The sequence below is a fragment of the Mucilaginibacter sp. Mucisp73 genome (assembly GCF_059491465.1).
Genome location: NZ_CP168507.1, coordinates 5902508 through 5928847, shown reverse-complemented (window position 1 = coordinate 5928847; position 26340 = coordinate 5902508). Strand labels below are relative to the sequence as shown.

The following is a 26340-nucleotide window of genomic DNA, read 5'->3' as shown; positions in this document are numbered from 1 at the left end:
ATTGTTACAAAATGGAACTACAGGGCAACGGATTTTTATTGAGGACGTGGCAACCGGGCGATGAAGCATCACTTCAAAAGCATGCGGATAACCCTAAAGTATCGGCTTTTTTGCGCGACAGGTTCCCGTATCCTTATACTATGGAGGATGCCCTGTTTTGGGTAAACCTGGCCCAAAATCAGCAACCTTTAACCAACTTTGCCATAGTAGTTAACGGTGAAGCCTGCGGCGGCATTGGTGTTGAACTTTTTACCGATGAAAGCCGCATAACCGCCGAAATAGGCTATTGGCTTGGTGAAGAACATTGGGGAAAGGGCTTAGCAACCGAGGCTGTAAAACTGGTAACCACTTATGCTTTTGAACATTTTTCGCTATTGCGTTTAGAAGCCGGTGTGTATAATAGAAACACGGCATCCATACGGGTGCTCGAAAAAGCAGGCTATATTCAGGAGGCCGTACTACGAAGGTCAGTTATTAAAAATGGCGAGGTGATGGATAAATATATGTATGCTATTTTTAAGGATGAACAACTAAATTCACAGGATGCCTAATTTGTATATCATAGCAGGTGGTAACGGTGCCGGTAAAACCACGGCAAGCTATACAGTTTTGCCCGAATTGCTTAACTGTAATGAGTTTGTAAATGCAGATAACATCGCGGTGGGACTATCTCCCTTCAATCCGGAAAGTGTTGCATTCGAAGCCGGACGGATCATGCTGCAACGGATTGATGAGCTGCTGAACCGGGGAGTTGACTTTGCCTTTGAAACAACGCTTTCAACCCGGAGTTATGTATCTTTGGTTAAAAGAGCTCAGCAAAAAGGATATGAAGTTACTTTATTGTTTTTTTGGTTGAGCTCTCCTGAAATGGCAATGGAACGAGTAGCTAAACGAGTGAGTAAAGGAGGCCATAATATCCCTGCCGATGTAATAGAACGGAGATATTACCGGGGAATAAGAAATTTAGTATCTTTGTATATACCTCTTTGTGATAAATGGCTGATTGCAAACAACACGGATCTTGGGCCGGTGTTTGTTGCACAAAGTGCGGATGAACTTAAAACCAATATTATAACACCCGATATTTGGGAAACGATTTTATCGCAAGCTAATGACAACAAAAACACATAAAATGGATATAAACGAGTTTGCTGAAAAAGTGCTTGAAGGCATGAAGCGGGCAAACCGCAAACTGGTTGAAACTGCCGCTGCCAACAACGAAAGCCTTATCATTGGAGATAAAGACGGCAGTTTCAAAGCTGTACCCGCAAAAGAGCTTTTAAAAACCCTTCCTGCCAAATAACAATCACTTATAACTCTTTCCGCATTACATAATCGTTCATCCAGTATTTACCAATGGCTATATCCTCTTCATAGGCTATGGTAAACCCCATTTTTTCATAGAATGATTTGGCGTTATTGTACCTGTTGACGTTAAGTTCCAGCGTTTTCTTACCGGCATCTTTAGTTTTTTGGGCTACCTCGTTAATCAATACTTTTCCGTAGCCTTTGCCCTGGGTTTGCGGCAGGCAGTATAGCTTGTGCAGCTTATAAACCTCCGGGTTTTCCTCGCGGGGCGAATAGGCTGCAAATGCCACCGGATTGCCTTCTTCCTCCAGTAACAGGTAAGTTTGCTGATTTTCCTGAATCTGTTCGCTGATCTTATCTGCCGAATAGATCCCGCTCAACATAAAGGCAATCTGTTCATGTTGAAGGATGGGGCTGTAGGTTACCCACCATGTTTTATCGGCTATATCACGGATGGTTTCCACATCATTTATAGTGGCTTTACGTATTGTATACATCTCAAATTTAATTTTATGTTAATAAAGAAATGCCCGGTACTAACTTCTTTCTTCCCAGATCATGCACAGGTGCAAAATGGTTTCAACCGCTTTTTGCATATCCTGTACCGATACCCATTCGTGCCGGCTGTGAAAAGCATGTTCGCCGGCAAAAATGTTAGGGCAAGGCAAGCCCATAAACGAAAGCCTTGAACCATCGGTACCGCCGCGGATACTGCATAACTTAGCGGTTAAGCCCGTGCGGTTAATGGCCTCCATAGCATAATCAACAATTTGCGGGTGCTGATCAAGCACACCTTTCATATTGCGGTATTGCTGGCTCACGGCAATATCAAACGTTGAGCCCGGAAATTTCTTTAATACATCATCAGCAGTGCGGCGGATAACATCAACATGATCTACGAGTTTACTTTCATCAAAATCCCGGATAATAAAATCGATAGCGGCGGTTTCTACATGGCCTTCTATACCTACCGGATGCACAAATCCCTGCATGCCTTCGGTATACTCCGGCGAAAGTTCATCAGGCAAGGCGGCAATAATTTGTCCGGCAATTTTAATGGCGCTTTCCATTTTGCCTTTGGCAAATCCCGGATGTGAGCTTACGCCATTAACGGTAAGCCTGGCCCCATCTGCCGAAAAAGTTTCATTCTCCATATTACCCGTGCTTTCTCCATCCATAGTATAAGCGGCAAAGGCACCCAATTTGGCAATATCCACATGATCTACACCATGGCCAACTTCTTCGTCGGGCGTAAACAGGATCCGGATATCGCCATGTTTTATTTCGGGATGGCTGATGAGCTGGTAGCAGGCATCCATTATTTCGGCCACACCGGCTTTATTATCGGCGCCGAGCAGCGTGGTACCGCTGGCTGTAATAACATCGTTACCCAACTGGTTCTTCAGATCGGTATGCTCGGCCATGCGGATCACCTGGGTGTTATCATCAGGCAATATTAAATCCTGGCCCTGGTAATTTTTATGTACAATTGGTTTTACATCTTTTCCGCTGCAATCGGGCGCGGTATCCATATGCGAGCAAAAGCAAATTACGGGTACCCTTTTATCAGTATTTGACGGAATAGTAGCATAAACATAACCGTACTTATCCAAATGAGCGTCGGCTATACCCATAGCCAACAGTTCATCAACCAGTAGCCGGCCAAGATCTTTTTGCTTTTCTGTTGATGGAAATGAAACCGAAGAAGGGTCTGATTGCGTATCAATGGTAACGTAGCGCAGGAAGCGTTCGGCTACTGTGAACTTAATGAATGAGTTAAAATTCATATAAAGCTTTTATATTAGGGGAAATTTAGGCGGTGGTTAATGCCATCTCCAGTTGTAAATATTGATTAAAATTATACATTGAAAAAATATTTTCTACTTTTTGTTTTGGCTTTCGTCACGTTTATGGCTGAAGCCCAAAGTGGTTACAACTATTATGAATGGGGCTTTGGCGGAGGTGTCAATTACGCTCGTGGGTTCGATGACCTTAAAAAGCAGGTTTGGCACCCGGGCGGCACGCTTAACTTAACCTATAACTACAGCCCGTATGTACCGATAGCCCTCGATTTTCATTTTGGGACCATTGAAGGCGGAGGGCTTACTCCAGCCACGGATCAATTTGGCCGTAAATCAAAAAATAATTTCCTGGCACTTGCCCTTCGTGCTGATTTGCAGATGGGAGAAATTATTGATTACGACAACAGTAGTGTTTTAAATGTACTTAAAAACTTTTATATAGGATCGGGCATCGGTGCGATAAAAAACAAAATGGCTTTTGTGCAGCGTTCAAACCCGCCAGGATATGAAAATAATGGGCCGGTTGGCGAAACAAGAGGTTTTGAGGGGAAAGATAAAAGTACTAACCTGATGATACCGATAAGGTTTGGTTATGAATTTAAGATTTACGATGACTATGACCAGGTAGGTTACACCATAACATTGGGTATACAGCATAGCTATACTTTTGGCGAAGGGCTTGACGGATACAATGACAACCCTCAGATTTTCAAAAACAACGCGGCCGACCAGTTTGTTCAATATAGCATCGGTTTTAAATATAATTTTGGCAATACGGTATCCTATACCAAGCTGGTCAGAAACTTCAGACGATGAATATAGAGGAACTACGTGATTATTGTTTGCAAAAGCCGGGTGCAACGGAAGGCTTTCCTTTTGGTGAGGATACCCTGGTTTTTAAAATTGCCGAAAAGATCTTTCTGTTAACCGGTTTACAAACCGGCGACAGGTTCAATGTTAAATGCGATCCTGAATGGGCTGTTGAACTCCGCGAACGCTATCCCGAAGTGCAGCCCGGTTACCACATGAATAAAAAAATGTGGAACACCGTGCAAATGAACGGTTCCCTCAGCCGTAAACAACTCTGCGAAATGATTGACCACTCATACAATGAAGTGGTTAAAAGCCTGCCTAAGAAAGTGCAGGCGGAGATAGCTGTATTATAAAACGGTCCTCCCGTCATGCTGAACTTGTTTCAGGAACCCACAGCACAGATCGCCTCTAAGCAAGTCTGAAACGTAGCGTATGGGGTGCTGAAACAAGTTCGGCATGACGATAAATTAAATCATCTCTCCAGTAAAAATCACCTTATAGCCCCTTCCTTTGCCACACTTAAACTATATTTGAGCAACGTATTTACTTATGAAGATAGTTTTCGCTGCCCTTATTGCCTGTTTCGTTGCCTTATCTGCCCAAGCCCAGCTTACCCCCTTTGAGTTAAGTAAGGATAAAAATTATACCGCAACCTACGCCCAGGTAATTGATTACTATCAAAAGTTAAATAAGCGGTATCCGCAGCAAATGAAGCTTATCAATTACGGCACAACCGATGTAGGCAAGCCTCTTACACTCGTTGTACTTTCAAAAGATAAGATCTTTGATCCGGCAGTTATTAAAAAGCAAAACAAAAGGGTGCTGCTCATTAACAACGGCATTCACCCTGGCGAACCGGAGGGCATTGATGCAAGCATGATGCTTGTACGTGATCTGCTTAAAAATAATACCCTGCCAAAAGATGTGGTGATTTGCCTTATAGCGCTGTATAATATCGACGGTAATCTTAACCGCGGCCTGAGCCGTGTAAGCCAGAACGGCCCATCAGCCTACGGTTTCAGAGGTAACTATCGCAATCTTGATTTAAACCGGGATTTTATTAAGGCCGATAGCCGCAATGCCTTAGCCTTTACACAGATCCTTACTACCTGGAAACCCGAGATCTTTTTAGATAACCATACCAGCGATGGCGCCGACTATCAATATGTGATGACGCTCATCGAAACCCAGAAGGAAAAGCAAAACCCCATCCTGGCCGACTATACTACCAAAACACTTACCCCATATCTGTACAGCAAGATGAAAAAGAGCGGGTACGAGATGATCCCTTACGGTGCAGGCGAAGAAGGGCTTCCTGATTCGGGTATCGTTAGTTTTCTGGAAACCCCACGCTTTGCCACTGGCTTTACTGCCCAGCATAATATCATCAGCTATATCACCGAAACGCATATGCTGAAGCCTTTTGATAAACGTGTGTATGCTACTTATGATTTTATGCAGCACCTTATTGAAATTAACCAGCGGGATGCCAATCTGATTGGAGAGTTGAAACGCAAAGCCGATGAGCAGGTAGCCAATCAAAAAACGTTTGCATTAGGATGGACGGTTGATAAAAGTAAGGTTGATACCATTACTTTTAAAGGATATGAGGCAGGCTATAAAACCAGCGGCGTGAGCGGATTGCCAAGGCTATATTATGATCGGGATAAGCCTTACACCAAAACCATCAAATATTACAATACCTATAAAGTTACCGCCACTGCCGATAAGCCGGTGGCCTATGTAATCCCGCAGGCATGGGGTAAGGTGATTGACCTGTTTAAGCTGAATGGGGTGCAAATGAAACAACTGGCCCATGATACCACGCTTAGCCTGCAAATGTATTACATAGCCGATCTGAAAACACCGGCCCGGCCATTTGAGGGCCATTACCTGCATACCGGCGTAAAACTTAACCCGGTGGATATGCCTGTTAAATTTTATACCGGCGACTATGTAGTATATACTAATCAGCCAATAAACCGTTATATCGTGGAAACGCTGGAACCGCAAGGTGTCGACTCGTTTTTTGCGTGGAACTTTTTTGATTCGGTGCTGGGCGAAAAAGAGTATTTTTCGGATTATGTTTTTGAAGATATAGCCGCCGATCTGCTAAAAAAGGATCCATCGATTAAACAAAAACTGGACGATGCCAAGTCAAAAGATCCGCAACTGGCCAAAAATGCCGAAGCGCAATTATTCTTTGTTTACCGTAATTCGCCCTACTTTGAAAAAACTTTTATGCGCTACCCGGTAGGCAGGCTTTTAACAAATACTAAACTCGACCTTAAATAAATGGAATACTTACAAACGGCCCCGGTGGCCTGTGCTATTTTCGCAATAACAATTATTACTTCGCTTTTAGCTTTTTCAAATAATAACCTTTATGGCCGCATGATGCTGCACCCCTATACCGTTTCGCGCGGTAAGGATATTCACACCATCATCACCAGCGGGCTTATTCACCGCGACTGGATGCATTTGTTTTTCAATATGCTGTCGTTTTACTTTTTCGCGTTCGGGTTGGAGCCGTTATTAGGCCACGTTCAATTTGCCATATTGTACACTGTAAGCTTAATTTTAAGCGACATGCCTACTGTGCTCAAACACAAAGATCATTACAGTTATTATAGTTTGGGTGCGTCGGGTGCGGTAAGCGCGGTTATTTTTAGTGCGATATTATATAATCCCCTGGCTCAAATGATGATATTGCCGATACCGATACCTATTCCGGCAGTAATATTTGGTGTATTATATCTTGTATATTGCCATTATGCCTCAAAGTATTCGCGCGATCAGATCAACCATGACGCGCACTTTTATGGCGCACTGAGCGGCTTGATGATCACCATTATATTTCACCATGAAATTTTGCCCGATTTTTGGCAGCAGATTACAATGGCAGTTTCAAATCTTGGCCGTTAATAAAATCCCCATCTGCATTAAACAAAAAGCTCATAGGTTTTTCGGGGTTCCTGATAATCTCCAACAGCAGGAACCCCCAGTTTTTCCAAAAATTTTCCAGTACTTGTCCGTAGGTTTTGTTCATCCAGTCATCAAATAGCGGCTTGCTGCTTGTGCCACGCAGGGGCAGGGCTTCTAAGGATATGGTGTCACCAATATGGAAAATATCATACTCGGGCAGGCGGTTAAACAAATAAGCCGAGTAAAAGAAGCGGGCGTTTAATTCTTCAAACTGAATGGGGTGCAGGACATGATCTCCAATTTTATCTAAAGCTTCTTTGTGGTAGCGGGAATTGGCGCCGTTATCCTGCAGGCAAAGGATCAGGCCAAAATCTTTTATCCTCAATGAAAAGGTAAGCGTATTGATCTCATCGCGGTAGCCAAAAACGTTCTCAGCATTATCAACCTTAAACAATACCAGGCTATACGGCTTAAAACCATCAAACTCAACCGGCAGATTGAGGCTTTGCAGCATCATGTGCAGGTTATTGAATTTATGGATGATGGATTGAGATATATTAAACTCCTCGCCCTGCGAGTGTTGGAGTTTGATGCCTGCCTGGATCTCGTTAAAGATTATTCCATACAATAATTTACCCGCCCACAGAAACAGTTTATCTTCATCAAGCGCCTTTACAGCTTCATAACCGGTATCAAAAGCAGCAGCAATTTCGTTTTCGAGCGGTTCAAGATAGCGTTCGTTAACTTCGGCTGTGCAGGGCAGTTTCAGGTCTTTATAAGTAGCCATGCTTTCGTCGAGCAACTTAAAAGGCTTGTCTTCCAGTTCGTAACGGCTCATGAGCCATTGTGGAAATACCTGGATCTGTTCCTCGGGCGAATTAAGGTTTTGCCCGGTAAGGAAACATTTATTGTTGCTGAAATTGAAATTAGTGAACGGTGAATAAATTTGTGCCGGCATGGCCGCAAAGATAAGCACGATTTTCGTACTAAAATTTTAGCTTTGGTTTTTAACATGGAACTGACATATCAACCTTACGAGCTTCAGCTGAAGCATGCTTTTACGATAGCCAAATTTTCGCGTACCTCTACCCCGGTTATGCTGGTGCAGATCAGCCACGAAAGTAAAACAGGTTACGGCGAAGCCTCAATGGTGCCTTATATGGGCGAAAGCCATCAAAGCGCTACCGAGTTTTTAAGCAAGGTTGATATCAGCAGATTTAGTTATCCTTTTGATTTTGGAGCAGTCATTAATTACCTCGACAGTATTGCTCCCGGCAATCCGGCTATTAAAGCAGCCATTGATATTGCCCTGCATGATCTGGATGGCAAACTAAAACAACAACCTTGCTGGCAATTACTTGACAGCAGCCCTGCGCTGATGCCTGTTACCAGTTTCACAATAGGCATAGATACGCCCGAAATGATCATTAAAAAAGTAAAAGAGGCGGAAGGTTTTAAGGTGATCAAGGTAAAACTGGGCCGGGATACGGATAAAGAATTGATCTCTACCATCCGCTCTGTTACCGATGTGCCGCTTTATGTAGATGCAAACCAGGGCTGGACAGATTTACAGCAAAGCCTTGATATGACCCACTGGCTGCACGAACAAGGCGTACAATTGATAGAGCAGCCCATGCTCAAAACTGATCCCGATAGCAATGCCTGGCTCACCGAACGGAGTCCTATTCCTATTATTGGCGATGAAGCCGTTCAACGTTTTGAAGATGTGGAAAAAGCGAAAGGTATTTATACCGGGATCAACATTAAGCTCATGAAATCGGCCGGTTTATATGAAGCGAAAAGAATGATCGACAAAGCCCGCGAGCTTGACCTGAAGATCATGATTGGATGTATGACCGAAACAAGCTGTGCCGCTTTAGCAGGTTTAGCCATTGCTCCGCAAGCAGATTGGGTTGACCTTGACGGCCCCTTTTTAGTAAGCAATAACCCTTATGTAATGCCGGAATTTAGTGACGGAAAATACATACTAAACCACGATCCGGGCTTAGGGTTAAGATTTAGTTAAGTAGCTTTGATAACCATTCCAGGGCTTTCAGCTTTCGGCATTCTGCTTTTGGCTTTTTTTCAAACCATCCTTGGCCTCGTCCGTTATCCTGATACATCTAAATAAAAAACATTATGGACAAGTTAGAAATAAAAGGCGGATGGAATGAGCTGAAAGGCAAAATCAAACAAGCTTACGGCGACCTTACCGACGATGACCTTGCCTGGCAGGAAGGTAAAGATGATGAAACACTTGGCAAGCTTCAGCAAAAAACGGGCAAAACCCGCGATGAGCTGGTGAAGTGGATAAACAGTTTATAAAATTTGAGAAGCTCCGGGAACGGGGCTTTTTTATTGGAATAGCTTTGAAAGATCCAGTTTAAAACCTGGAATTACTATTGATGTTAGGATTTCTGTTTTAAAGGCCTTTTGCTGTAAACTATAACCCTCATGGGTTAATTTATATATATCAGCATTTTCCTGTACGGGATCTATAATGATATATTCTGCTACGCCGTATTTTTCATAGATATCTTTTTTCTGCCTTAAATCATAGTAAGCGGTAGAAGGGGAAAGGATTTCGATGATTAAATCTGGGGCTCCTTCTATCCTGTCTTTTACAAGGTCGGCAACCCTACCTTCTTTTATATAAAGTATATCTGGCTGAAGCACATTTCCATCATCAAATTTTACATCCATTGGTGCGCTTACAAGAAAGCCATTATCATTTATGCTATCTAAAAAGTTAGACAATAGCTGTATAATTTTAGCAGATAACTGTTGGTGGGCAGGAATAGGAGAAGGCGACATAATTAAATCATAGTTGATCAGCTGAAACGGCGCACCTTCCTCAAGCATCATGTAATCCTCCACAGTGTATTTCTTTTTTTTATCAGCCGTCAGCATAAATCAAATATAACTAATTTCGCACAATGAAAAAAGCTTCTCCAACCATACTTGTTGTAAATGACGATGGCATCACCGCGCCGGGCATCAAAGCCCTGATGGATGCTATGGCCGAAATTGGCCGTGTTGTAGTTGTTGCTCCGGATAGCCCGCAATCAGGTATGGGGCATGCCATTACCATCGGCAAACCTTTACGGCTTGACCAGGTTGACATTTACGAGGGCATTGAAATGTACCGCTGCTCGGGCACTCCGGTTGATTGCGTGAAGCTGGCTGTTAACAAGATCTTTAAAGGCAAAAAGCCTGATCTTTGTGTTTCGGGCATTAACCATGGCCTTAATAACTCCATCAATGTGCTGTATTCGGGCACGATGTCGGCGGCGGTTGAGGGAGCCATTGAGGGTATCCCGTCGATAGGTTTTTCGTTAGATGATTATACTTTGCAAGCCGATTTTGAGCCTTGCATCAAGTTTGTAAAAGAACTTGCTTTACAGGTTTTAGCCCATGGTTTACCACAAGCCAGTTTGTTAAATGTAAACTTTCCTGGTACCAAACACATTAAAGGCATTAAAATATGCAGGCAGGCGGCTGCCAAATGGGCCGAAGAATTTGATGAACGCATGGATCCGCATAAAAGGCCATATTACTGGCTTACCGGTGTTTTTCAATTGAATGATGGCGGCGAGGATACCGATGTGTGGGCTTTGGAACAGGGTTATGCTTCGGTTGTGCCGGTGCAGTTTGATATGACTGCACACCACGTTATCCCTTACTTAAACAACTGGAAATTCAACCTGTAATTATGCTAAACAAAAACGACGTATCCTTAGGCCTGCTCATCGGCGCTATACTGCCAGGTGTTAGCCTGTTTGTTTTTGGATTCCTGCTTAAAAATCAACTGGTTTTCATGCACAAGCCGGGCATCCCCTACTTTGTAGCTTTTGCTATCAATTTGTTTATCATCCGTTATTTTTATGGCAAAGGGGCTGATAAAACGGGAAACGGTATCGCTATGATCTCGCTTTTGTTTATGCTGGCCATATTCATTTTTAAATTGCAATCTCTATAATGAAATATTACCTGGTAGCCGGCGAAGCTTCGGGCGATTTGCACGGAGCTAATTTGATGAAAGCCCTGAAAGCGCTTGATCCGGCTGCTGATTTTCGTTTTTTTGGCGGCGACCTGATGCAGGCCGAGGGCGGCACACTGGTAAAGCATTATGCCGATATGGCTTTTATGGGCTTTGTTGAAGTGGTTGCCAACCTGCAAACCATTCTTAAAAACATGCGATCGTGCAAGCGGGATATCTCTGCTTACCACCCTGACGTATTGATCCTGATAGATTTTCCCGGCTTTAACCTCAAAATAGCCGAATATGCCAAAGCTAACGGCATACCGGTTAACTACTATATTTCGCCCAAAGTTTGGGCCTGGAACCAGAAGCGGGTGTTAAAGATCAAACGCATTGTTGACCACCTATTTTGCATATTGCCTTTTGAGGTGGCATTTTACAAAGAGTGGGGAATGGATGTTGATTACGTAGGCAATCCTTTACTTGATGCGGTTTCGGCATTTAATCCTGACCCTGCTTTCCTGCAAAAAAATAAACTCGGCAAAAAAAAAATTATAGCACTGTTACCCGGCAGCCGCAAACAGGAGATCAGCAGACTGCTGCCCGATATGATCCGGGCATCGGCCAATTTTCCTGAATACCAGTTTGTAATTGCCGGTGCACCGGCTTTTCAGGCTGATTATTATGCGCCGTACTTAAACGGCGCCGAGATCCCCGTTGTATTCAACGGCACTTATGATCTGCTGAATCGTGCCCATGCAGCTGTTGTAGCTTCCGGCACCGCGACACTTGAAACCGCGCTGTTTAACGTGCCGCAGGTAGTGGTTTATAAAGGCGGGAAATTAACTATTGCCATAGCGCGCATGCTGGTTAAACTTAAATTTATATCGCTGGTTAATCTGATCATGGATAAGGCGGTAGTGAAGGAGTTGATCCAGGAAGAGTGTACGGCTAACAAGATAAGTGAAGAGTTAAAACTGATTGTCAATGATGTAACCTATCGCCAAAACATGCTTAATAATTATGACGAGCTTGATGTGCGCATGGGGCAACCGGGGGCATCAGCCAAAACAGCCGGGTTAATTGTTAAATATACTGAAGCAGATAGGAAATCATAGTAAATTCAGCGGCTTCCTTAAAGTAAAAGACCATTATTGCTGTACGCAATGACGCCGGGATATGCTATTTCGCCAGGTTGTTTTTAACAACAAGCTCAGGATTCTATTTCCTTATCATTATTTTCTTCTGGTTTTAGTTCGGATTGGATGATATCCTGTTCCAACTTTTTTCATCTTTCTGGTTTCGCCTGATGATCCAAACCAGCAAAATAATAACAGCAATAACTACAATTGTTACTATGGGATAATTAACCTGGTCCATAATGTTTGTATTTATGTAGAGTATGTAATTTCACAGACAGCAATACACCATACAGACAATCAGTCTTTAGCTCCTGCTCATGCAGGATCAATTGACCGTAACCGATTTGTTCATCACCTGGTTAACGATACCACGCGTAAATAGATGGTGCAATATGGTGTTTAACTGCATAGGTCATTCGCCCGCCGTTTTACCCAAATAACCGTTTCAGGCATTTCCTTTAGGTGACCAAAGTGTTAATATATTGTTATTTAATATTATACAAAGATAGCATTAAGCTTGCCCGGCTTTACTAAAAAAATAGAGCCCTGTTTTTGCAGGGCTCCACGTTTTCATAGGTGATGTTAGTACTCGATAGGTAGATATATATATGTTGATCAAGCGGCAGACAGCGTTTGCTGTGCTGCTACCTGCTTGTTGTTGCTCATGAATTGGGTTTTGGCCCTGTAGTTTTTCAGATCTTCCCTCAACAGCTCCAATAATTCGGCATCAAAGCGTGCAAGTAATTTAGTTATTGCGGGTGTTGGTTTATATGCTTTCATAGGTAGATGTAGTGTAGGTGATGTTTTTTATATTTAGTTTAAGCTGCCGGCGTTAAATAGGGCGTTTTAGTTTTGATAGCTTTTAAGTCGCTCATGATGATGTTTTTAAGTGCATTATCAAAGCTTGCTATTAGTTTGGTGGTTGATGTTTGTTTTTGCGTTTTCATGTTGTAGGTTTTGAATGTTTTAATATTTTAATGTCTTCGTTTTAGTCTTTCTTTTTTTCGTTCCCGTTTTCGGTGAGGTTATCGTGGCGGCGTTTTGCTTCTTTATACTGCCTTAATATTTGTTCCTCATCGCGTGGGTCTGAAGTTTTTGTCGGTTCCACTGGGTTTTCCCACTCTTTCTCTTCTTCAGGTTTAACCGCTTTGTCTTTTGTTTTCATAACAACTGCGTTTGATAAGTACTAATCTAAATCAATGCCAAACTTTTATCGGAGAGCAAAAAAAGTCATTAAAAATTCAGATTTATTTTACAATACGATGTAAATGACTGTAATACAGTGATATTTTTTTAGAAGAAATTTTTACTTTTTTTGATCAATTCAATACCGGCAACTATTCAAAGCAGATAAACAGGCATACGTTACCGAACATCAGTAGCAGTAGCGGACGATTTTTTGTAGTTTAACAAATGCACTATGATCACTATTACTGATAAGGCAGCTCCAATAGCACACACTCCGTTCCACTCATGGTTTTTCCAAACTAAGCTGGCGAAGAACGTGCCTAAAGCCCCGCCTATAAAATAAGACACCATGTACACTGTATTGATACGATTGCGGGCTTCCGGGATCAATGCAAAAATAATAGACTGGTTAGAGATATGAGTAGCCTGCACACCCATATCAAGCAGAATAACCCCGATGATGAGCCCTATTATACTATGGCTCGAAAAATAGAATACAATAAAAGAGATCAGGATGAGCGAAAGTGTATAAATTGATAATTTGTATGCGTCCATTTTATCACTCAGGCGGCCCATAAAGCCAACGGCTACCGCACCGAAAGCGCCAACAAGGCCAAACATGCCCGCAGCGGCGCTGCCCTCATTAAACTGAGGCTGTTTTAACAGGAATACCAGCGTTGTCCAAAATGCGCTGAAACCGGCAAAACATAAAGCCCCTCTGAATGCTGCCAACCTTAATTTAGGCTGGGTTTTTACTAAATGGATCAATGACTTCATTAATTTACCGTAATTGCCTTTATAATCGGGTTCAATTTCGGGCAAAAACAAAAATATCATAACCCAGATGAGCAACATTAACCCGGCGGCTATATAAAACATGCTTCGCCAGCCGAAATGCTCGCCTATAAAGCCGCTTAATGTGCGTGACAGCAAAATGCCGATTAATAAGCCGCTCATTACAAAGCCAATCTTCTTACCCCGCTCATGTGGCCTGGCTAAGTGGGCCGCCATTGGGATCAGCAATTGCGGAATAATCGATGATACGCCCACCAAAAAACCCGCTATCATAAGTATAATTACGGAAGGCGCCATGGCGCTGGCTATTAACGATATGATCATGAGCACAAAATCAATTAAAATAAGACGCTTACGCTTAAGCATATCCGCCAATGGCACTATAAATAATAAACCCGTAGCGTAGCCAATTTGCGTTAAAAGCGATATTTGCTGCGCTTTTTTATCGCTTACGCCAAAAGTATGCGCCATATCGGCCAGTAATGGTTGGTTATAATATATGTTGGCTACCACCAAACCTGTAGCTATGGTCATGATCCATAAAGTTAATGGCGTAAGATGCGGGTGTTGTTTTGCGGTATGTGTTGATGACATATTTTAAAAGGCAGTATATTTTTGCTGCAAAAGTGTTAAAGCATCTTTAAAAAAAAGCCTTTGTAAAGTAATTTTTATTATGTAACTGCGTTTAGAACATAAATTGTTTTAGCAGACAATCGTTCTTTAAAGAGCTAAAAGCAGTATTAAGGCAAAAAAAATGTGGTATTTTGGAGTTTTCTAAAGAAAAATTGGCGATTGTTTTGCTTTAAGCATACGATATGCTTTGAAATTTAATTTTAATATAGGTTTGGATCCTAATTTTACTTTAAAAATCATTTAAAATTAAATTTTTGTAAACTTTATAAACAAAACCGCATCTTTTTTTTACTAAAATGAACGATGTGGAGATTATTATAAAATAATTTGAAAAAATTGGTAATTTAATAATGTTTTATTCTTATTTTTGACAATAAGATACCGGATGGCAATGTAATTGATAAAACTTACAAAACAATTACAAAATATATTTTCCGAATATCAAAACTTAGTGTTACTTTTACACCGTGTTAAAAATAACAATACATAAAGTAGTCTTCTCATAATTTAGGTTTATAATTGGTTAGTAAAGGCCCCTGCCCATCAGGGGCTTTACTTTTTTATTAAGCTTTCGTTCCGCCGGAAAATTAAGGCAAACCAACAGCATATATATTTTAAGTTTAAATTAAACAAACCGATAGTAATGGCAGCTGAGACAGGATTGGATAAAATAAATAACAATAGAATTTCATTTTAATTCACAAAATTCTATATTTGCAGCCCACCACGGGGGATTAGCTCAGCTGGCTAGAGCGCTTGCATGGCATGCAAGAGGTCATCGGTTCGACTCCGATATTCTCCACTTTGACAATCAAGCATTTACGATTTGTAAATGCTTTTTTTGTGCTTTATCAGGTTGTTTGGGGGCTTGTTCAAGAAATTTTTTTTCAAAAATTACGTCATATTCACCACCAAAACAGGCTAAAATCGCTTAGATAAAGCTTTCTAAAAGGTTCTTCATGAAAAAAGCATGCAAGAGGTTGCTCCGGACCGCTTAAGGTCAATTGTTCAGGGTAATCAATCAACGCGTCTAAATGATAAACCGACAAAGCACTTTCGGCGTTGATCTTTGTAACCATTAATAGAGATGAAGAGGTCTTGCGTATTTTAGGTATTTGCCGCAAAATGGGCTTATGCTCGACAAAGCGGAAAGGATCCTAAGAGTTTCAACTTAGTTGGCGTCAGTATGCATAATAGAATTCCTGTTTAGCTTATTTTTTAAACAGGAATTTACGGTGCGTAACTCCCCAGGCCGAAATAGCTTCAATTACTCCGCTTAAAGTCTTACCATGTTCTGTTAACTCATATTCCACCGTTATCGGCTTCGTAGGCATCACGGTCCGGGCTACTATTTGATTTTGCTCCAGTTCCTGTAACTCTTTAGAAAGCATTTTGGCAGCAATACCATCTATTCCACGCAGCAGATCCATAAACCGCACCTTACCATATAGCAGAAGCCATCCGATAATCTGAATTTTCCATTTCCCCGATAATAAGATCATCGTATCCTTTATCGCAATCAATTGCTCTTTACAATCAGGTATTTCCGGCGCTTGCTTTTTTGTATTCATATACTGCAAAATTACGATGGTCGATTTATGGTTAGCGGCTTAGTTTCATAGAGGAAACCGGTTTCCAAAGGGTAACAGATAACATTTATAAAGTTACTTCAAAATAATTTTGTGCCGTAAATATTTGAACCATGCAGAAAGAAAAAAGAATTTATTGGATAGTTATCATTATCGCCATGACGCTGATTGTGCTGCCGTCCTATTTTGCTCCGAAAGCGTATTTAATAGAGTCCATACACAGACTTGGCTTCCCGGCTTACTTTGGTCTGGAATTAGACATCTGTAAGATCGTTGGCGCCATAATTATCCTCATCCCCGCCGTACCCGTTATGTTCAAAGAATGGGCTTATGTCGCTTTCGGAATATTGCTGCTTTCCGCAAGCCTGGGGCACTGGCTCGCTGATGGCCCCGCAAAAGGTATAGCACCGCTGATCCCGTTTGCCATACTATGTGTATCCTACTATTATTTCAGAAAACTAAACTATCCGGTGACCGCAAAACGCTGAAAAATGAAAATAGAGATCTGGAGCGATGTGATGTGCCCGTTTTGTTATATCGGCAAGAGAAATTTTGAAGCTGCCCTGGCAAAATTTCCTGACAGGGATGATATAGAGGTAGAATGGAAAAGTTTCCAGCTTGACCCTGCCATGCCGGAAGTGCCGCGGTATCAGGAAAACATGTACCAGTTTGTGGCTGCACGTAAAGGGATCAGCTATGACCAGTCAGTTGCCATGCATGAACAGGTAGCAAGGATGGCTGAGAATGCAGGTCTTGACTATCAGTTCGATAAAATGCTTGTCACTAACTCGCTGAAAGCGCATCGTATTATCCAAATGGCAAAAACAAAGGGACTGGGAGAAAAAGCAGAAGAACAACTGTTTTATGCCTATTTCACAGAGGGCAAGAATCTTTCTGATGATGCGGTTCTAACAGAACTTGGAATTAGTATAGGCCTGACGGCTACAGAGGTAAAAGAAGCCCTCACCAATCCTGTTTTTCAACATCAGGTGGAAGCAGACGGTGCAGAAGCATCCAGGCTGGGGGCAAAAGGGGTTCCTTTCTTTGTAATAGATCGCAAATATGCCATCGCTGGCGCTCAGCCCGGTACTGAAATTCTTAAAGTACTGCAAACTGCTTACACTGAATGGAAGAAGGACAACCCCGGCCCGATCCATGTTAGACAGGGTGATACCTGTGCGCCCGGTAATGACTGTACAAATTAACTGATCAATGAAAAAACAAAAAAGAATAAAGATGAAAAAAACAATAGCCATTGTCGGTGCGGGTCCGGGTGTAGGATTTGCCGTGGCAGAAAAATTCGGAATTGAAGGCTACAATGTTGCGCTGCTTGCGAGAAATGTGGAAAAACTAAATGCGCTGAAAGACGATCTGTTAAAAAAAGACATTGAGGCTGCAACTTTCCAGGCCGATATATTAGACCGGGGGCAGTTGACACGCGCGCTGCAAGAGGTTATCCACCATTACGGAGCAATTGATATATTGGAATTCAGTCCGACCCCCACCTGGGAAAGTATGCGGACTGCCCGGAATATAGATATAGCAAATGAACAATATCATCTCGACTACCAGGTACTCGCTGCAATAACTGCCGTGCAGGTTGTACTCCCACAAATGCTGGAAAGGAAAGACGGTGCGTCTTGTTTACTACTGCGTCCTCCGCCCAGCATCCAGTAAACAGAACCGCCAGCTTCGGCGTTGCCGCAGGCGCTTTATTAAATTATGCGCGGTTGCTCAACATGGACCTGAAAGAGGACAGCATTTTTGCTGGTATTGTGTCAATTGGTGCTTTGGTTGTAAGTGAGGGTAAACACAAAGGAGATTTTCCGGATGGAATGCCAACGATAACAGCAGCAGAGGTGGCAGAAGCGCATTGGAATCTTTATAACCAACGCAATGTTGCAGAAATCATGTTGCCTTAATTTGGCGGCGGAGTTTGATTGTCAGCGTTGAAGCAGATCCATGCAAATGCAATCGAATAAAAGTTTTTCGCGTTCGATTAGATCAAATATATGGATATTTCGGAGGTCTTGGCCATTATGTTCCATGCGCTTGAGGGCACCGTTTTGTGTTGATAGTAAAGACAATCAAAAGTCAGTCAAATTCACAATGAGGGAATAAAAAACTACTCCCAGAGCCCAAAAACCGTGTTTGGGAGTTGTTTTTGAGGCCCTGAATAATCCGATCTCCACATCTTTTCCGCAAAATCCGCCGAGTTTCGCACGAAATCGGCGGATTTTCTTTTTTTACATACGTTTTTAAACAGTCTGGGATGTCCCAAAAATGATGGCGAATAAGACCCACTGCCGCCTGATAAAAAGACGAAACCTTTGAGGATAAGCCTGGAAATACCCTATAGTCATAAATTAACAATGATATTTGCATCAACTGGGTTATATTTGTCAAAACAACACCAATTAAAATAAATTACTGAAGCCTTTATTGGTTGCTGCGAGTGACTATTCATCATATTTTATTATGCTTAAGTTTAAAAGCTGTTATATATTGACATGCCTGCTCTTTTTGTATGTCCCATCTCAAATTTATGGACAGGCTGCTATAAACTTTACATCTATTACAATAAAAGAAGGATTGTCTTCGAATACCGTAAATACCATTATAAAAGACCGGTTTGGATTGATGTGGTTCGGAACCGGAAACGGCCTTAACAAATTCGATGGCAGTAATTTCGTTATTTACAGGCATGGCGCATCTGGTAATAGTATTCCTTCCAACGAAGTCTTGTCCATGTTTGAAGATAAAAGTGGGCGGATATGGGTTGGTACCAGCGGAGGGGGGCTTTCTTATTACAACCGCAAGTTTGATCGGTTCGAACCTTTCAAGGGAGATGGTTCCTGGCGAGAAATTTCAGACATATCAGTCAGGGCTATTTGCCAGGACCACCAGGGCAAATTATGGGTAGGCACCTACGAAGATCTCCGAATAATTGATGCGAAAACCGGGAGAATTACACCTGTTAAGATTCCGGAACCTGATAAAAAGGATGCGGGCGCGTTTGTCGTGCTCTCTTTGTTCGAAGATAGTCGACAGCGGATGTGGGTTGGTACCAATTACGGGTTATACCTGTATGAATGGTCATCAAATTCCTTCAAGAGGTTTTCGCACAATGAGCAGGACAGGTACGCATTAAGTAATAACACGGTTAAAGCAATCATTGAAGATAAAAAAGGCAGCATTTGGTTTGGTACGTACGACGGGCTGAACAAGTGGACAGACGATGGGCATTTTGAAATTTTTCGTTCTGGCAATCAATCGCCCCTGGGTCTGGACAATAATGCAATTTTCACGATGTGCCTGGCTAAAGACGGAAAGATCTGGATCGGAACAGAGGGTGGGGTCAATTTATTCGATCCTCAACTGGAGGTTTTTCAGCAATTGACCGCAGATCCCAGGAATGCGGGCAGCCTGAAAAGCAATTCCATACGCAGCATATTTATTGACCCTGCAGGTATATATTGGGTTGGAACTTTTACCGAAGGGATCGGAAAATACGATCCTCATCTTGCACTCTTCAATCACAAGAAAAGTGACCCTTTCGATCCTCTCGGCTTAAAATCGCCGCTTGTAACCGCTTTCGCGGAATGCAGCAGTGGTGACATTTTTGTAGGGACCGACGCAGGTATTGCTTTGCTCGACAAAAAGACAGGCCTTTTGCATTCGTATGATGATATACAAAGTAAGTTGAAACGCCGTGGAAGCTCACTGGCCGTAACATCACTTTATATCGATAGGAAAGGAAACTTGTGGGCGGGAACTTACCATAACGGGCTTTTCCGAATCGATACCGCTACTCATAGATATGTACAATATACAGCTGACGGCAATGGTCATGGAATTTTTAGCAATGATATTACTTGTATTAACGCCGACGCGAGTGGCAGAATTTGGATAGGTACACTGGGCCGGGGAATAGATATATATGATGAAAATAGCCATTCATTTTCACATCTGACAAGTCAAAACGGGGCCGGCGGCCAGAGCCGGAGTTTACCCGTTAACGGTTTTATTTCTTCTGTTATTCCGGGTCGGGACGGGCGTATGTGGATTGCTTCGATGGGAACTGGAATCGTAGTGCTTGATACTGAGCATCAAAAGTGGACGCATTACAATAAAAAAAATTCGGCACTGGCCGACGACGTGGTACTGAACTTATTTATAACTAATGATGGCAGTGTTTGGTCTGGCACCAAACAGGGGATTAGCTACTTCGACGAAAATCAAAAAAAATTCATTTCTTACGGTGAAGATCAGGGCCTGGCTAATTCCTTCGTAAAATCAATTTTGCAGGACGATAAAGGTTTCCTGTGGTTAAGCACAGATCGCGGAATCAGTTCGTTTGATTACAAAAGAAGGGTTTTCCGCAATTTTACTAACGAAAACGGCGTACAGCAAGGAGCTTTTTCTTCAGGCTCAGGAATAAAAACCAGGGACGGCAATCTTTATTTTGGAGGTCAGGACGGCTTTAATTTTTTTAATCCATCGAGATTACCGGTTGTCTCTCGTCCCGGACGGGTAATTCTAAGCAATTTAACCGTTGATAATGCGATAGTAAATCCTGGAAATGAGTCACCGATTCATGAGCATATCAGTACCGCAAAAGAAATCACTTTGAAATATGGCCAAAATTTTTCCATCGGCTATGTGGCACTGGATTATACATCTCCTAAACAGAATTTATATGCTTATCGGTTAAAAGGTTTTGATAAAGCCTGGAATTATGTTCAAAATATTCGGACAGCCAGTTATACCAATATTGATCCCGGGACATACAGTTTTGAGGTGATGGCCAGTAAAGATGAAAACCACTGGAATAACCCGGTGACGACCATCAGGATAACTATATTGCCGCCGTTTTGGCGAACAGTTTATGCCTATATTGCTTACGTGGTTATTTTAGGATCGGCTTTGTTTTTCATAAGAAGACGTGGTATTCAGAAGATCCGGAGGCAATTTGAGCAGGCCCAGGAGAAACTTCAAGTCAGTCAGCTTATTGAACAGGAAAGGCGGGAAGCTGAACGTTTGCATGAGCTGGACTTGCTGAAAATAAAGTTTTTAACAGATCTAAGCCACGAGTTTCGAACCCCGGTGTCGCTGATCCTGGCTCCGGTCGAAAAACTGCTTGAAAAATCTGTTCCGGGGAATGACATCGAGGATCTGAAAATGATCAATAGAAATGGTCGCAGGTTACTCAACCTGGTCAACCAGTTGCTTGACTTTCGTAAAATGGAAGAGCAAAAGTTGAAGCTCAGCCTTTCGGCGGGAGAGATTATGTCTTTTATCACCGAGTCGTGCGAAGCATTTCAGGACCTTGCTTTAAAAAAACAGGTTACACTGGAAGTTGATGTGCAACAGGAAGAGGTGCGGGCCTACTTTGACCCGGATAAACTGGAGCGGGTTATTTTCAACTTGTTGTCTAACGCATTTAAATTCACCCCTGCCGGCGGGGTAGTTTCTGTCAGCGCCCGGGCTGAAAAGAATTCGTTGTTGAGCACAGGCCTGCTGCTTAAGGTTACTGATACCGGAATTGGCATACAGGCCGATGATCTCGAAAAGATATTTGAACGCTTTTATCAATCGCGCCAAAGCAGTGCAATAGTCAACCAGGGTACCGGCATAGGCCTCTCCATAACCAAAGAATTTGTAGAACTTCACGGCGGCACCATTCAGGCGGAAAGTATAGCCGGACAGGGAACAAGCTTTTTAGTCAGGCTTCCGCTCACCGATGCAGTAGAGGCCGGTACCTGCGAAACAGCTCCCGTTTCTGATAGAGAAAACGCTAAAGACAGGCAGACCAACAGTGAAAACCCTGAACTAAAGCCAACCGTACTATTGGTAGAGGACAACGACGAATTCCGCTCCTATTTGTCAGATCACCTGGAAAAATACTATCATATTATTGAGGCGGCCCACGGTAAAGAAGGATGGCAAAAAACACTTGGCGCACATGTTAACCTGGTTGTCAGTGATATCAACATGCCCCACATGGATGGGATTGAGTTGAGCAAAAAAATTAAAGCCGATAAGCGCACCTGCCATACCCCTGTAATATTATTAACGGCAACAACCGGGGAAGAGCATCAGTTAAAAGGCCTCAAAACAGGCGCTAATGATTATCTTACGAAGCCTTTCAATTTCCAAATCCTGCAAACCAAGATCGATAACCTTCTTGACCTGAACAAAAATCTAAAGGATACATATTCCAGGCAGATACAGATGGTTAGCCCACAGGTTGAAATGGAGTCGGCCGACGTAAAGCTTTTAAATTCGATCATGAAATATATAGAAGATCAATTAAGTGAGCCGGGGCTGTCAGTTGAAGAACTGAGCCGGCATGTGGGCATGAGCAGGGGGTCACTTTATTACAAACTTCTGGAAATTACGGGGCAAACCCCGGTGGAGTACATCCGCAACGTCAAACTTGACAAAGCAGCCCAGTTGCTGGAGATCAGTGATTATAATGTAGCTCAGATCGCCTATATCACAGGCTTCGGCACACCCAGTTATTTTTCGCGGATCTTTAAAACACGCTTCGGCATGTTACCGTCGGAGTACATGATCATCAAAAGGAATATGTCTAAAAATAAGGCCACTCCTGCAATTTAAGGCGTCCTATAGCCTCCGCAGCCATCTTTTTACACAATGGTACATGTATCGGAAGCAGCATTCCGGATATTCGCGTGGTCGCGCGCTCAAGGCAAAGTAATTCGGCAACACTGCAGAAACCACCCATAATGGCATCATTGAACAAATGTATCACGAATTTTGCGATTTGTCCTACCCTAATCCCTTTAAAGCGATGATCTTCGGCATAGCTATGAGGGCATTCCTGCCGCCATATCCAATTTATAAACTAAAAAAAACATTCTGATTTATTTGATATCGTCCGGATTAAGATCCGCATTATGTCACCATCAATTTCGCAATCGATTGCGAAGCTGATCATAATAAAGTTATCGTTGTGATTTAACAAACTATAAAATGAAAAACCTGATTAGGGGCCCGGACGGGAAGCATATTAAACTCAAACCTGGGCGAATTGTTCCATGGCACAAAAACTTCAATTTTTTTAAACCTGAATTATGAAAAAATCATTACAAACTATTCAAAAGAAACCTTTCTTGCTGCTGCTGGCGGTTTTGCTTTCCAGCCTTACAGCATTTGGGCAAGGCAGGAAAATAAACGGTACCGTAGTCGATGAGAAGGGCCTGCCTTTACCGGGCGCTACCGTAAGGGCAAAAACAGCTAAAGCAACATCAGTAACCGATGTTGCCGGCAATTTCACCATAACTGTTCCTCCAACCGAGAAGGCGCTTATTGTGACTTTTATTGGTTATGCCGACCAGGAAATCCAGATTAACGGGCAAACACATTTATCCATTCGTCTTAGCCAAAGCAGTAACAGCCTTAACGATGTGATCGTTATTGGCTATGGTAGCCAAAGGCGGGAAGCTGTAACGGGTTCAGTCGCGTCGATCAGCGGCGAACGGATCCGTGATATTCCCGCGCCTAATATCAGCCAGGCCATACAAGGCAGGTTACCCGGCGTAGAGGTTTCTCAAACTTCTACAAAACCAGGTGCAACGATGCAGATCCTCATTAGGGGCCAACGGTCGCTTACTGCAAGCAATGACCCTTTGATCGTACTTGACGGCATCCCTTTTACCGGCTCTCTTGGAGATATTAACCCTAACGACGTTAAAAGTATCGATATTCTCAAGGATGCTTCAGCCACAGCTATTTACGGCTCGAGGGGAGCAAACGGCGTTGTACTTATTACCACGAATAGGGGCCAGGTGGGAGGAGCCGCGAAAATTACCTATAACGCCTATTATGGGGAGCAAAAACTTTTCGCCAGGTACCCGATGATGACCGGTCCCGAATTTTTAAAACTACGTAAAGCGGCAGGCCTGTACACCAACGCCGTAGACGAAGCTGATGACGTAAATACCGACTGGCAGAAGCTTTTTTACAGAAGCGGCATGGTTTTCAGTAATGACGTAGGTGTTTCCGGAGGCAGCCAAACGGGTACATATAATTTCGGCGGCGGCTATTATAAAAATCAGGGCCTTATTCCTACGCAGCAATATACCCGCTACTCCATGAGAGGATCAGTGGACCAGAATGTAGGCAAATACGTTAAAGTTGGCTTTACCACTAACAATAACTATAACCTTACGGAAGGCAGCCAGGTTGGCGTTGGCAGTGTTTTGGGACTTTCTCCCCTTGCCAATCCCTATAATGCGGACGGAAGCCTGAAAAGAACGGTTAAAACGCCATTGTCCGAAAGTTTCGTTTTGACCAAAGGTATCATCAATAATCTCCACGATCAATGGCTCAACGAAACAAGAAATTACGCCACATACAACTCCGTTTATGGCGAAGTAAAAATTCCGTGGGTAGAAGGCCTGAAATACAGGGTAAACCTTGGTCTCGATTATGTGCAAAGCAACAACGGCAATTATACCGGAGTTGGGATTGGCAGTGCCACGCCGACAACGCCGTCAACAGCGGGCGTAAGCAACTCAGCCCAATATCACTGGGCGGTTGAAAATTTGCTGACCTACGACCATACTTTCGCCCAAAAGCATAACATAAATGTCGTGGCCCTGTATTCTACCGAGCAAACCAGGTACAATTCTTCCAGCATGTCGGCCAAAGATATTCCAGCTGATGCTTTCCAGTTTTATAACTTGGGTGCAGCAACCGGCGAAATCACAATCGGCAACGGCAACTACAGCCAGAGCGGCCTGATGTCCTACATGGGTCGTGTGATGTATTCCTACGATGACCGCTTTCTGCTGTCCGCCACCGTGCGCTCGGATGCCTCTTCCCGGTTAGCTCCAGGTCATAAATGGCACACTTATCCTGCGGTTTCAGCAGGCTGGAATATCATGAACGAGTCTTTTATGAAAGGCATTTCGGTCATAGATAATCTGAAACTGCGCGCGGGCTTTGGGCAAACCTCAAACCAGGCAGTAAACGCTTATCAGACATTAGGTACTTTGGGTACACGTCAGTATAATTTCGGCGACACAAACTATGCGACGGGCTATTATGTAACCCAGCTTCCAAGTCCAACTTTAGGTTGGGAATACTCTAAGACATGGAACTATGGAATAGACTTTTCTTTGTTTAAACATCGCTTATCAGGTACTGTTGAATATTATGTTACAAATACAAACGACATCTTACTGGGCGTAGGACTGCCTCCTACCGCAGGGGTTGGAAGCTATACAGCAAACGTTGGGCGGACTCAGAACAAAGGGCTTGAGTTAAGTTTGAATGGTACGCTCATCAATAAAAACGGGTTTACCTGGGATTTGGGTATTAATATCTATGGAAACAGGAATAAACTTGTGGCGCTTGCTTCAGGGCAGACACGTGATGAGGGCAACGCATGGTTCGTAGGCCATAATATAAACGCCATATACGATTACAAGAAAATAGGATTGTGGCAGTCTGGCGACCCTTACCTGAGCACCCTCGAACCGGGCGGAAATGTGGGCATGATCAAAGTGTTGTATACCGGAACTTATGACGCCAACGGTCAGCCAACAAGGGCTATCGGGGCCGCCGATCGTCAGATCATCGATGTTGATCCTAAATTCGAAGGCGGCTTTAATACGCGTGTGGCCTATAAAGGCTTTGATTTTAGTGTTGTAGGTGCCTTTAAGAAAGGGGGCACGCTCATCAGTAGCCTGTATGGCTCAGGTGGCTATCTGAACCTGATGACAGGCCGCAGTAATAACGTTCAGGAAGATTACTGGACGCCTGATAACACAGGAGCAAAATACCCGAAACCAGGCGGTATCCTGAGTGGCGATAATCCGAAATATGGCAGTACGCTCGGTTACTTTGATGCATCCTATCTCAAAATCCGGACAATGACGCTTGGCTATGATTTCAGCAAGCTGCTCTCAAAGCACGCGAACATGCGCCTGCGCACTTACTTCACCGTGCAAAATCCATTTGTATTTTTCTCCCCTTACCACAAAGAGTCCGGTATGGATCCTGAACCAAACTCTTATGGTAATGAAAACGCAGCGGTGCCCCTGTCTAACAGTCTAAGACGATTCCTGACAGTCGGCAGCAACGCCCCTTCGACCACGAATTATGTACTTGGATTGAATTTGACATTTTAA

28 protein-coding genes and 1 tRNA gene are annotated in these 26340 nt (G+C 43.1%); 19 read left to right on the top strand and 10 right to left on the bottom strand.

Annotation, left to right across the window (positions count from 1 at the left end):
* The first annotated feature begins 11 nt into the window (after positions 1-11).
* The 3 genes from ACEN82_RS24525 to ACEN82_RS24515 are packed head-to-tail and all read left to right on the top strand — an operon-like array spanning position 12 to position 1303.
* Complete coding sequence (locus ACEN82_RS24525) at positions 12-551, top strand: GNAT family N-acetyltransferase (RefSeq protein WP_413321125.1); 540 nt, start codon at positions 12-14, stop codon at positions 549-551.
* Positions 544-1131, top strand: coding sequence for an ATPase (locus ACEN82_RS24520; RefSeq protein ID WP_413321126.1), 588 nt, complete (start codon positions 544-546; stop codon positions 1129-1131). Before ACEN82_RS24525 ends, ACEN82_RS24520 begins: the two co-directional genes overlap by 8 nt.
* A gap of 1 nt (position 1132) precedes the next feature.
* A complete protein-coding gene (locus ACEN82_RS24515; protein ID WP_189549082.1) occupies positions 1133-1303 on the top strand; it encodes a DUF8506 family protein in 171 nt (56 codons plus the stop codon).
* Positions 1304-1310: 7 nt separating this feature from the next.
* On the opposite strand, the gene ACEN82_RS24510 is transcribed toward ACEN82_RS24515, so the two are convergent.
* Together ACEN82_RS24510 and pepT are read right to left on the bottom strand one after the other, a co-directional pair.
* On the bottom strand, positions 1311-1805 hold the full coding sequence (locus tag ACEN82_RS24510; protein WP_413321127.1) for a GNAT family N-acetyltransferase: 495 nt from the start codon (positions 1803-1805) through the stop codon (positions 1311-1313).
* 39 nt (positions 1806-1844) lie between these two features.
* On the bottom strand, positions 1845-3095 hold the full coding sequence (gene pepT, locus ACEN82_RS24505) for a peptidase T (RefSeq protein ID WP_413321128.1): 1251 nt from the start codon (positions 3093-3095) through the stop codon (positions 1845-1847).
* 78 nt (positions 3096-3173) lie between these two features.
* On the opposite strand from pepT, the gene ACEN82_RS24500 reads away from it, so the two are divergent.
* From ACEN82_RS24500 to ACEN82_RS24485, 4 genes are all read left to right on the top strand, one after another.
* Positions 3174-3926 (top strand): hypothetical protein, encoded by a 753-nt coding sequence (locus ACEN82_RS24500; RefSeq protein ID WP_495644031.1) that lies wholly within the window; start codon positions 3174-3176, stop codon positions 3924-3926.
* Complete coding sequence (locus ACEN82_RS24495; protein ID WP_112655563.1) at positions 3923-4276, top strand: MmcQ/YjbR family DNA-binding protein; 354 nt, start codon at positions 3923-3925, stop codon at positions 4274-4276. Before ACEN82_RS24500 ends, ACEN82_RS24495 begins: the two co-directional genes overlap by 4 nt.
* 196 nt (positions 4277-4472) lie before the next feature.
* A complete protein-coding gene (locus ACEN82_RS24490) occupies positions 4473-6218 on the top strand; it encodes a M14 family zinc carboxypeptidase (RefSeq protein WP_413321130.1) in 1746 nt (581 codons plus the stop codon).
* On the top strand, positions 6219-6848 hold the full coding sequence (locus ACEN82_RS24485) for a rhomboid family intramembrane serine protease (RefSeq protein WP_495644030.1): 630 nt from the start codon (positions 6219-6221) through the stop codon (positions 6846-6848).
* On the opposite strand, the gene ACEN82_RS24480 is transcribed toward ACEN82_RS24485, so the two are convergent.
* Complete coding sequence (locus ACEN82_RS24480) at positions 6817-7806, bottom strand: hypothetical protein (protein ID WP_413321518.1); 990 nt, start codon at positions 7804-7806, stop codon at positions 6817-6819. The two genes, ACEN82_RS24485 and ACEN82_RS24480, sit on opposite strands and share 32 nt — an antisense overlap.
* A 54-nt stretch (positions 7807-7860) precedes the next feature.
* Between ACEN82_RS24480 and ACEN82_RS24475 the strand changes: the two genes are divergently transcribed.
* Both ACEN82_RS24475 and ACEN82_RS24470 read left to right on the top strand, forming a co-directional pair.
* Entirely contained in the window at positions 7861-8874 is a 1014-nt protein-coding gene (locus tag ACEN82_RS24475) for a dipeptide epimerase (RefSeq protein ID WP_413321519.1), read from the top strand.
* A 113-nt stretch (positions 8875-8987) separates the two neighbouring features.
* Entirely contained in the window at positions 8988-9173 is a 186-nt protein-coding gene (locus ACEN82_RS24470; protein WP_090532481.1) for a CsbD family protein, read from the top strand.
* Between the two features lie 30 nt (positions 9174-9203).
* On the opposite strand, the gene ACEN82_RS24465 is transcribed toward ACEN82_RS24470, so the two are convergent.
* Positions 9204-9758, bottom strand: a complete 555-nt coding sequence (locus ACEN82_RS24465) for a Uma2 family endonuclease (RefSeq protein WP_413321520.1) — start codon at positions 9756-9758, stop codon at positions 9204-9206.
* A gap of 26 nt (positions 9759-9784) precedes the next feature.
* On the opposite strand from ACEN82_RS24465, the gene surE reads away from it, so the two are divergent.
* From surE to lpxB, 3 genes are read left to right on the top strand one after another with little or no spacing between them, the layout of a single operon-like run.
* A complete protein-coding gene (surE, locus tag ACEN82_RS24460) occupies positions 9785-10558 on the top strand; it encodes a 5'/3'-nucleotidase SurE (protein WP_413321521.1) in 774 nt (257 codons plus the stop codon).
* Positions 10559-10560: 2 nt separating this feature from the next.
* Positions 10561-10827: a hypothetical protein gene (locus ACEN82_RS24455; RefSeq protein ID WP_090532473.1), complete on the top strand. Its 267-nt coding sequence runs from the start codon at positions 10561-10563 to the stop codon at positions 10825-10827.
* Positions 10827-11948, top strand: coding sequence for a lipid-A-disaccharide synthase (gene lpxB, locus ACEN82_RS24450; RefSeq protein ID WP_413321522.1), 1122 nt, complete (start codon positions 10827-10829; stop codon positions 11946-11948). Before ACEN82_RS24455 ends, lpxB begins: the two co-directional genes overlap by 1 nt.
* Before the next feature lie 133 nt (positions 11949-12081).
* Here lpxB and ACEN82_RS24445 read toward each other — a convergent pair whose 3' ends face one another.
* The 5 genes from ACEN82_RS24445 to ACEN82_RS24425 all read right to left on the bottom strand — a co-directional run bounded on the left by ACEN82_RS24445 (position 12082) and on the right by ACEN82_RS24425 (position 14549).
* Complete coding sequence (locus ACEN82_RS24445; protein WP_413321523.1) at positions 12082-12210, bottom strand: hypothetical protein; 129 nt, start codon at positions 12208-12210, stop codon at positions 12082-12084.
* A gap of 377 nt (positions 12211-12587) precedes the next feature.
* A complete protein-coding gene (locus ACEN82_RS24440) occupies positions 12588-12752 on the bottom strand; it encodes a hypothetical protein (protein ID WP_158604167.1) in 165 nt (54 codons plus the stop codon).
* A 38-nt stretch (positions 12753-12790) separates the two neighbouring features.
* Positions 12791-12919: a hypothetical protein gene (locus ACEN82_RS24435; RefSeq protein ID WP_255485329.1), complete on the bottom strand. Its 129-nt coding sequence runs from the start codon at positions 12917-12919 to the stop codon at positions 12791-12793.
* Positions 12920-12960: 41 nt separating this feature from the next.
* The gene (locus ACEN82_RS24430) at positions 12961-13137 is read right to left on the bottom strand and encodes a hypothetical protein (RefSeq protein WP_175490072.1); all 177 of its coding nucleotides are present in this window, start codon (positions 13135-13137) and stop codon (positions 12961-12963) included.
* A gap of 200 nt (positions 13138-13337) precedes the next feature.
* Positions 13338-14549 carry an MFS transporter gene (locus ACEN82_RS24425; RefSeq protein WP_413321524.1) on the bottom strand — a complete coding sequence of 404 codons (1212 nt, stop codon included), beginning with the start codon at positions 14547-14549 and terminating at the stop codon, positions 13338-13340.
* A gap of 767 nt (positions 14550-15316) precedes the next feature.
* Here ACEN82_RS24425 and ACEN82_RS24420 point away from each other — a divergent pair.
* A tRNA-Ala gene (locus ACEN82_RS24420) sits at positions 15317-15390 on the top strand.
* Between the two features lie 409 nt (positions 15391-15799).
* Here the strand turns inward: ACEN82_RS24420 and ACEN82_RS24415 are convergent.
* Positions 15800-16159 (bottom strand): winged helix-turn-helix transcriptional regulator, encoded by a 360-nt coding sequence (locus tag ACEN82_RS24415; protein WP_090532468.1) that lies wholly within the window; start codon positions 16157-16159, stop codon positions 15800-15802.
* 131 nt (positions 16160-16290) lie between these two features.
* On the opposite strand from ACEN82_RS24415, the gene ACEN82_RS24410 reads away from it, so the two are divergent.
* The 6 genes from ACEN82_RS24410 (at position 16291) to ACEN82_RS24385 (ending at position 26340) form a co-directional block, all read left to right on the top strand.
* Positions 16291-16665 carry a DoxX family protein gene (locus ACEN82_RS24410; RefSeq protein ID WP_413321526.1) on the top strand — a complete coding sequence of 125 codons (375 nt, stop codon included), beginning with the start codon at positions 16291-16293 and terminating at the stop codon, positions 16663-16665.
* A gap of 3 nt (positions 16666-16668) precedes the next feature.
* Positions 16669-17382 (top strand): DsbA family oxidoreductase, encoded by a 714-nt coding sequence (locus ACEN82_RS24405; protein WP_413321527.1) that lies wholly within the window; start codon positions 16669-16671, stop codon positions 17380-17382.
* A 7-nt stretch (positions 17383-17389) separates the two neighbouring features.
* Positions 17390-17854, top strand: a complete 465-nt coding sequence (locus ACEN82_RS24400) for an SDR family NAD(P)-dependent oxidoreductase (protein ID WP_413321528.1) — start codon at positions 17390-17392, stop codon at positions 17852-17854.
* A complete protein-coding gene (locus ACEN82_RS24395) occupies positions 17818-18099 on the top strand; it encodes a hypothetical protein (protein WP_495644029.1) in 282 nt (93 codons plus the stop codon). The genes ACEN82_RS24400 and ACEN82_RS24395 overlap by 37 nt, the downstream gene beginning before the upstream one ends.
* 556 nt (positions 18100-18655) lie before the next feature.
* Entirely contained in the window at positions 18656-22801 is a 4146-nt protein-coding gene (locus tag ACEN82_RS24390; protein WP_413321530.1) for a hybrid sensor histidine kinase/response regulator transcription factor, read from the top strand.
* Between the two features lie 476 nt (positions 22802-23277).
* The gene (locus ACEN82_RS24385; protein WP_090532454.1) at positions 23278-26340 is read left to right on the top strand and encodes a SusC/RagA family TonB-linked outer membrane protein; all 3063 of its coding nucleotides are present in this window, start codon (positions 23278-23280) and stop codon (positions 26338-26340) included.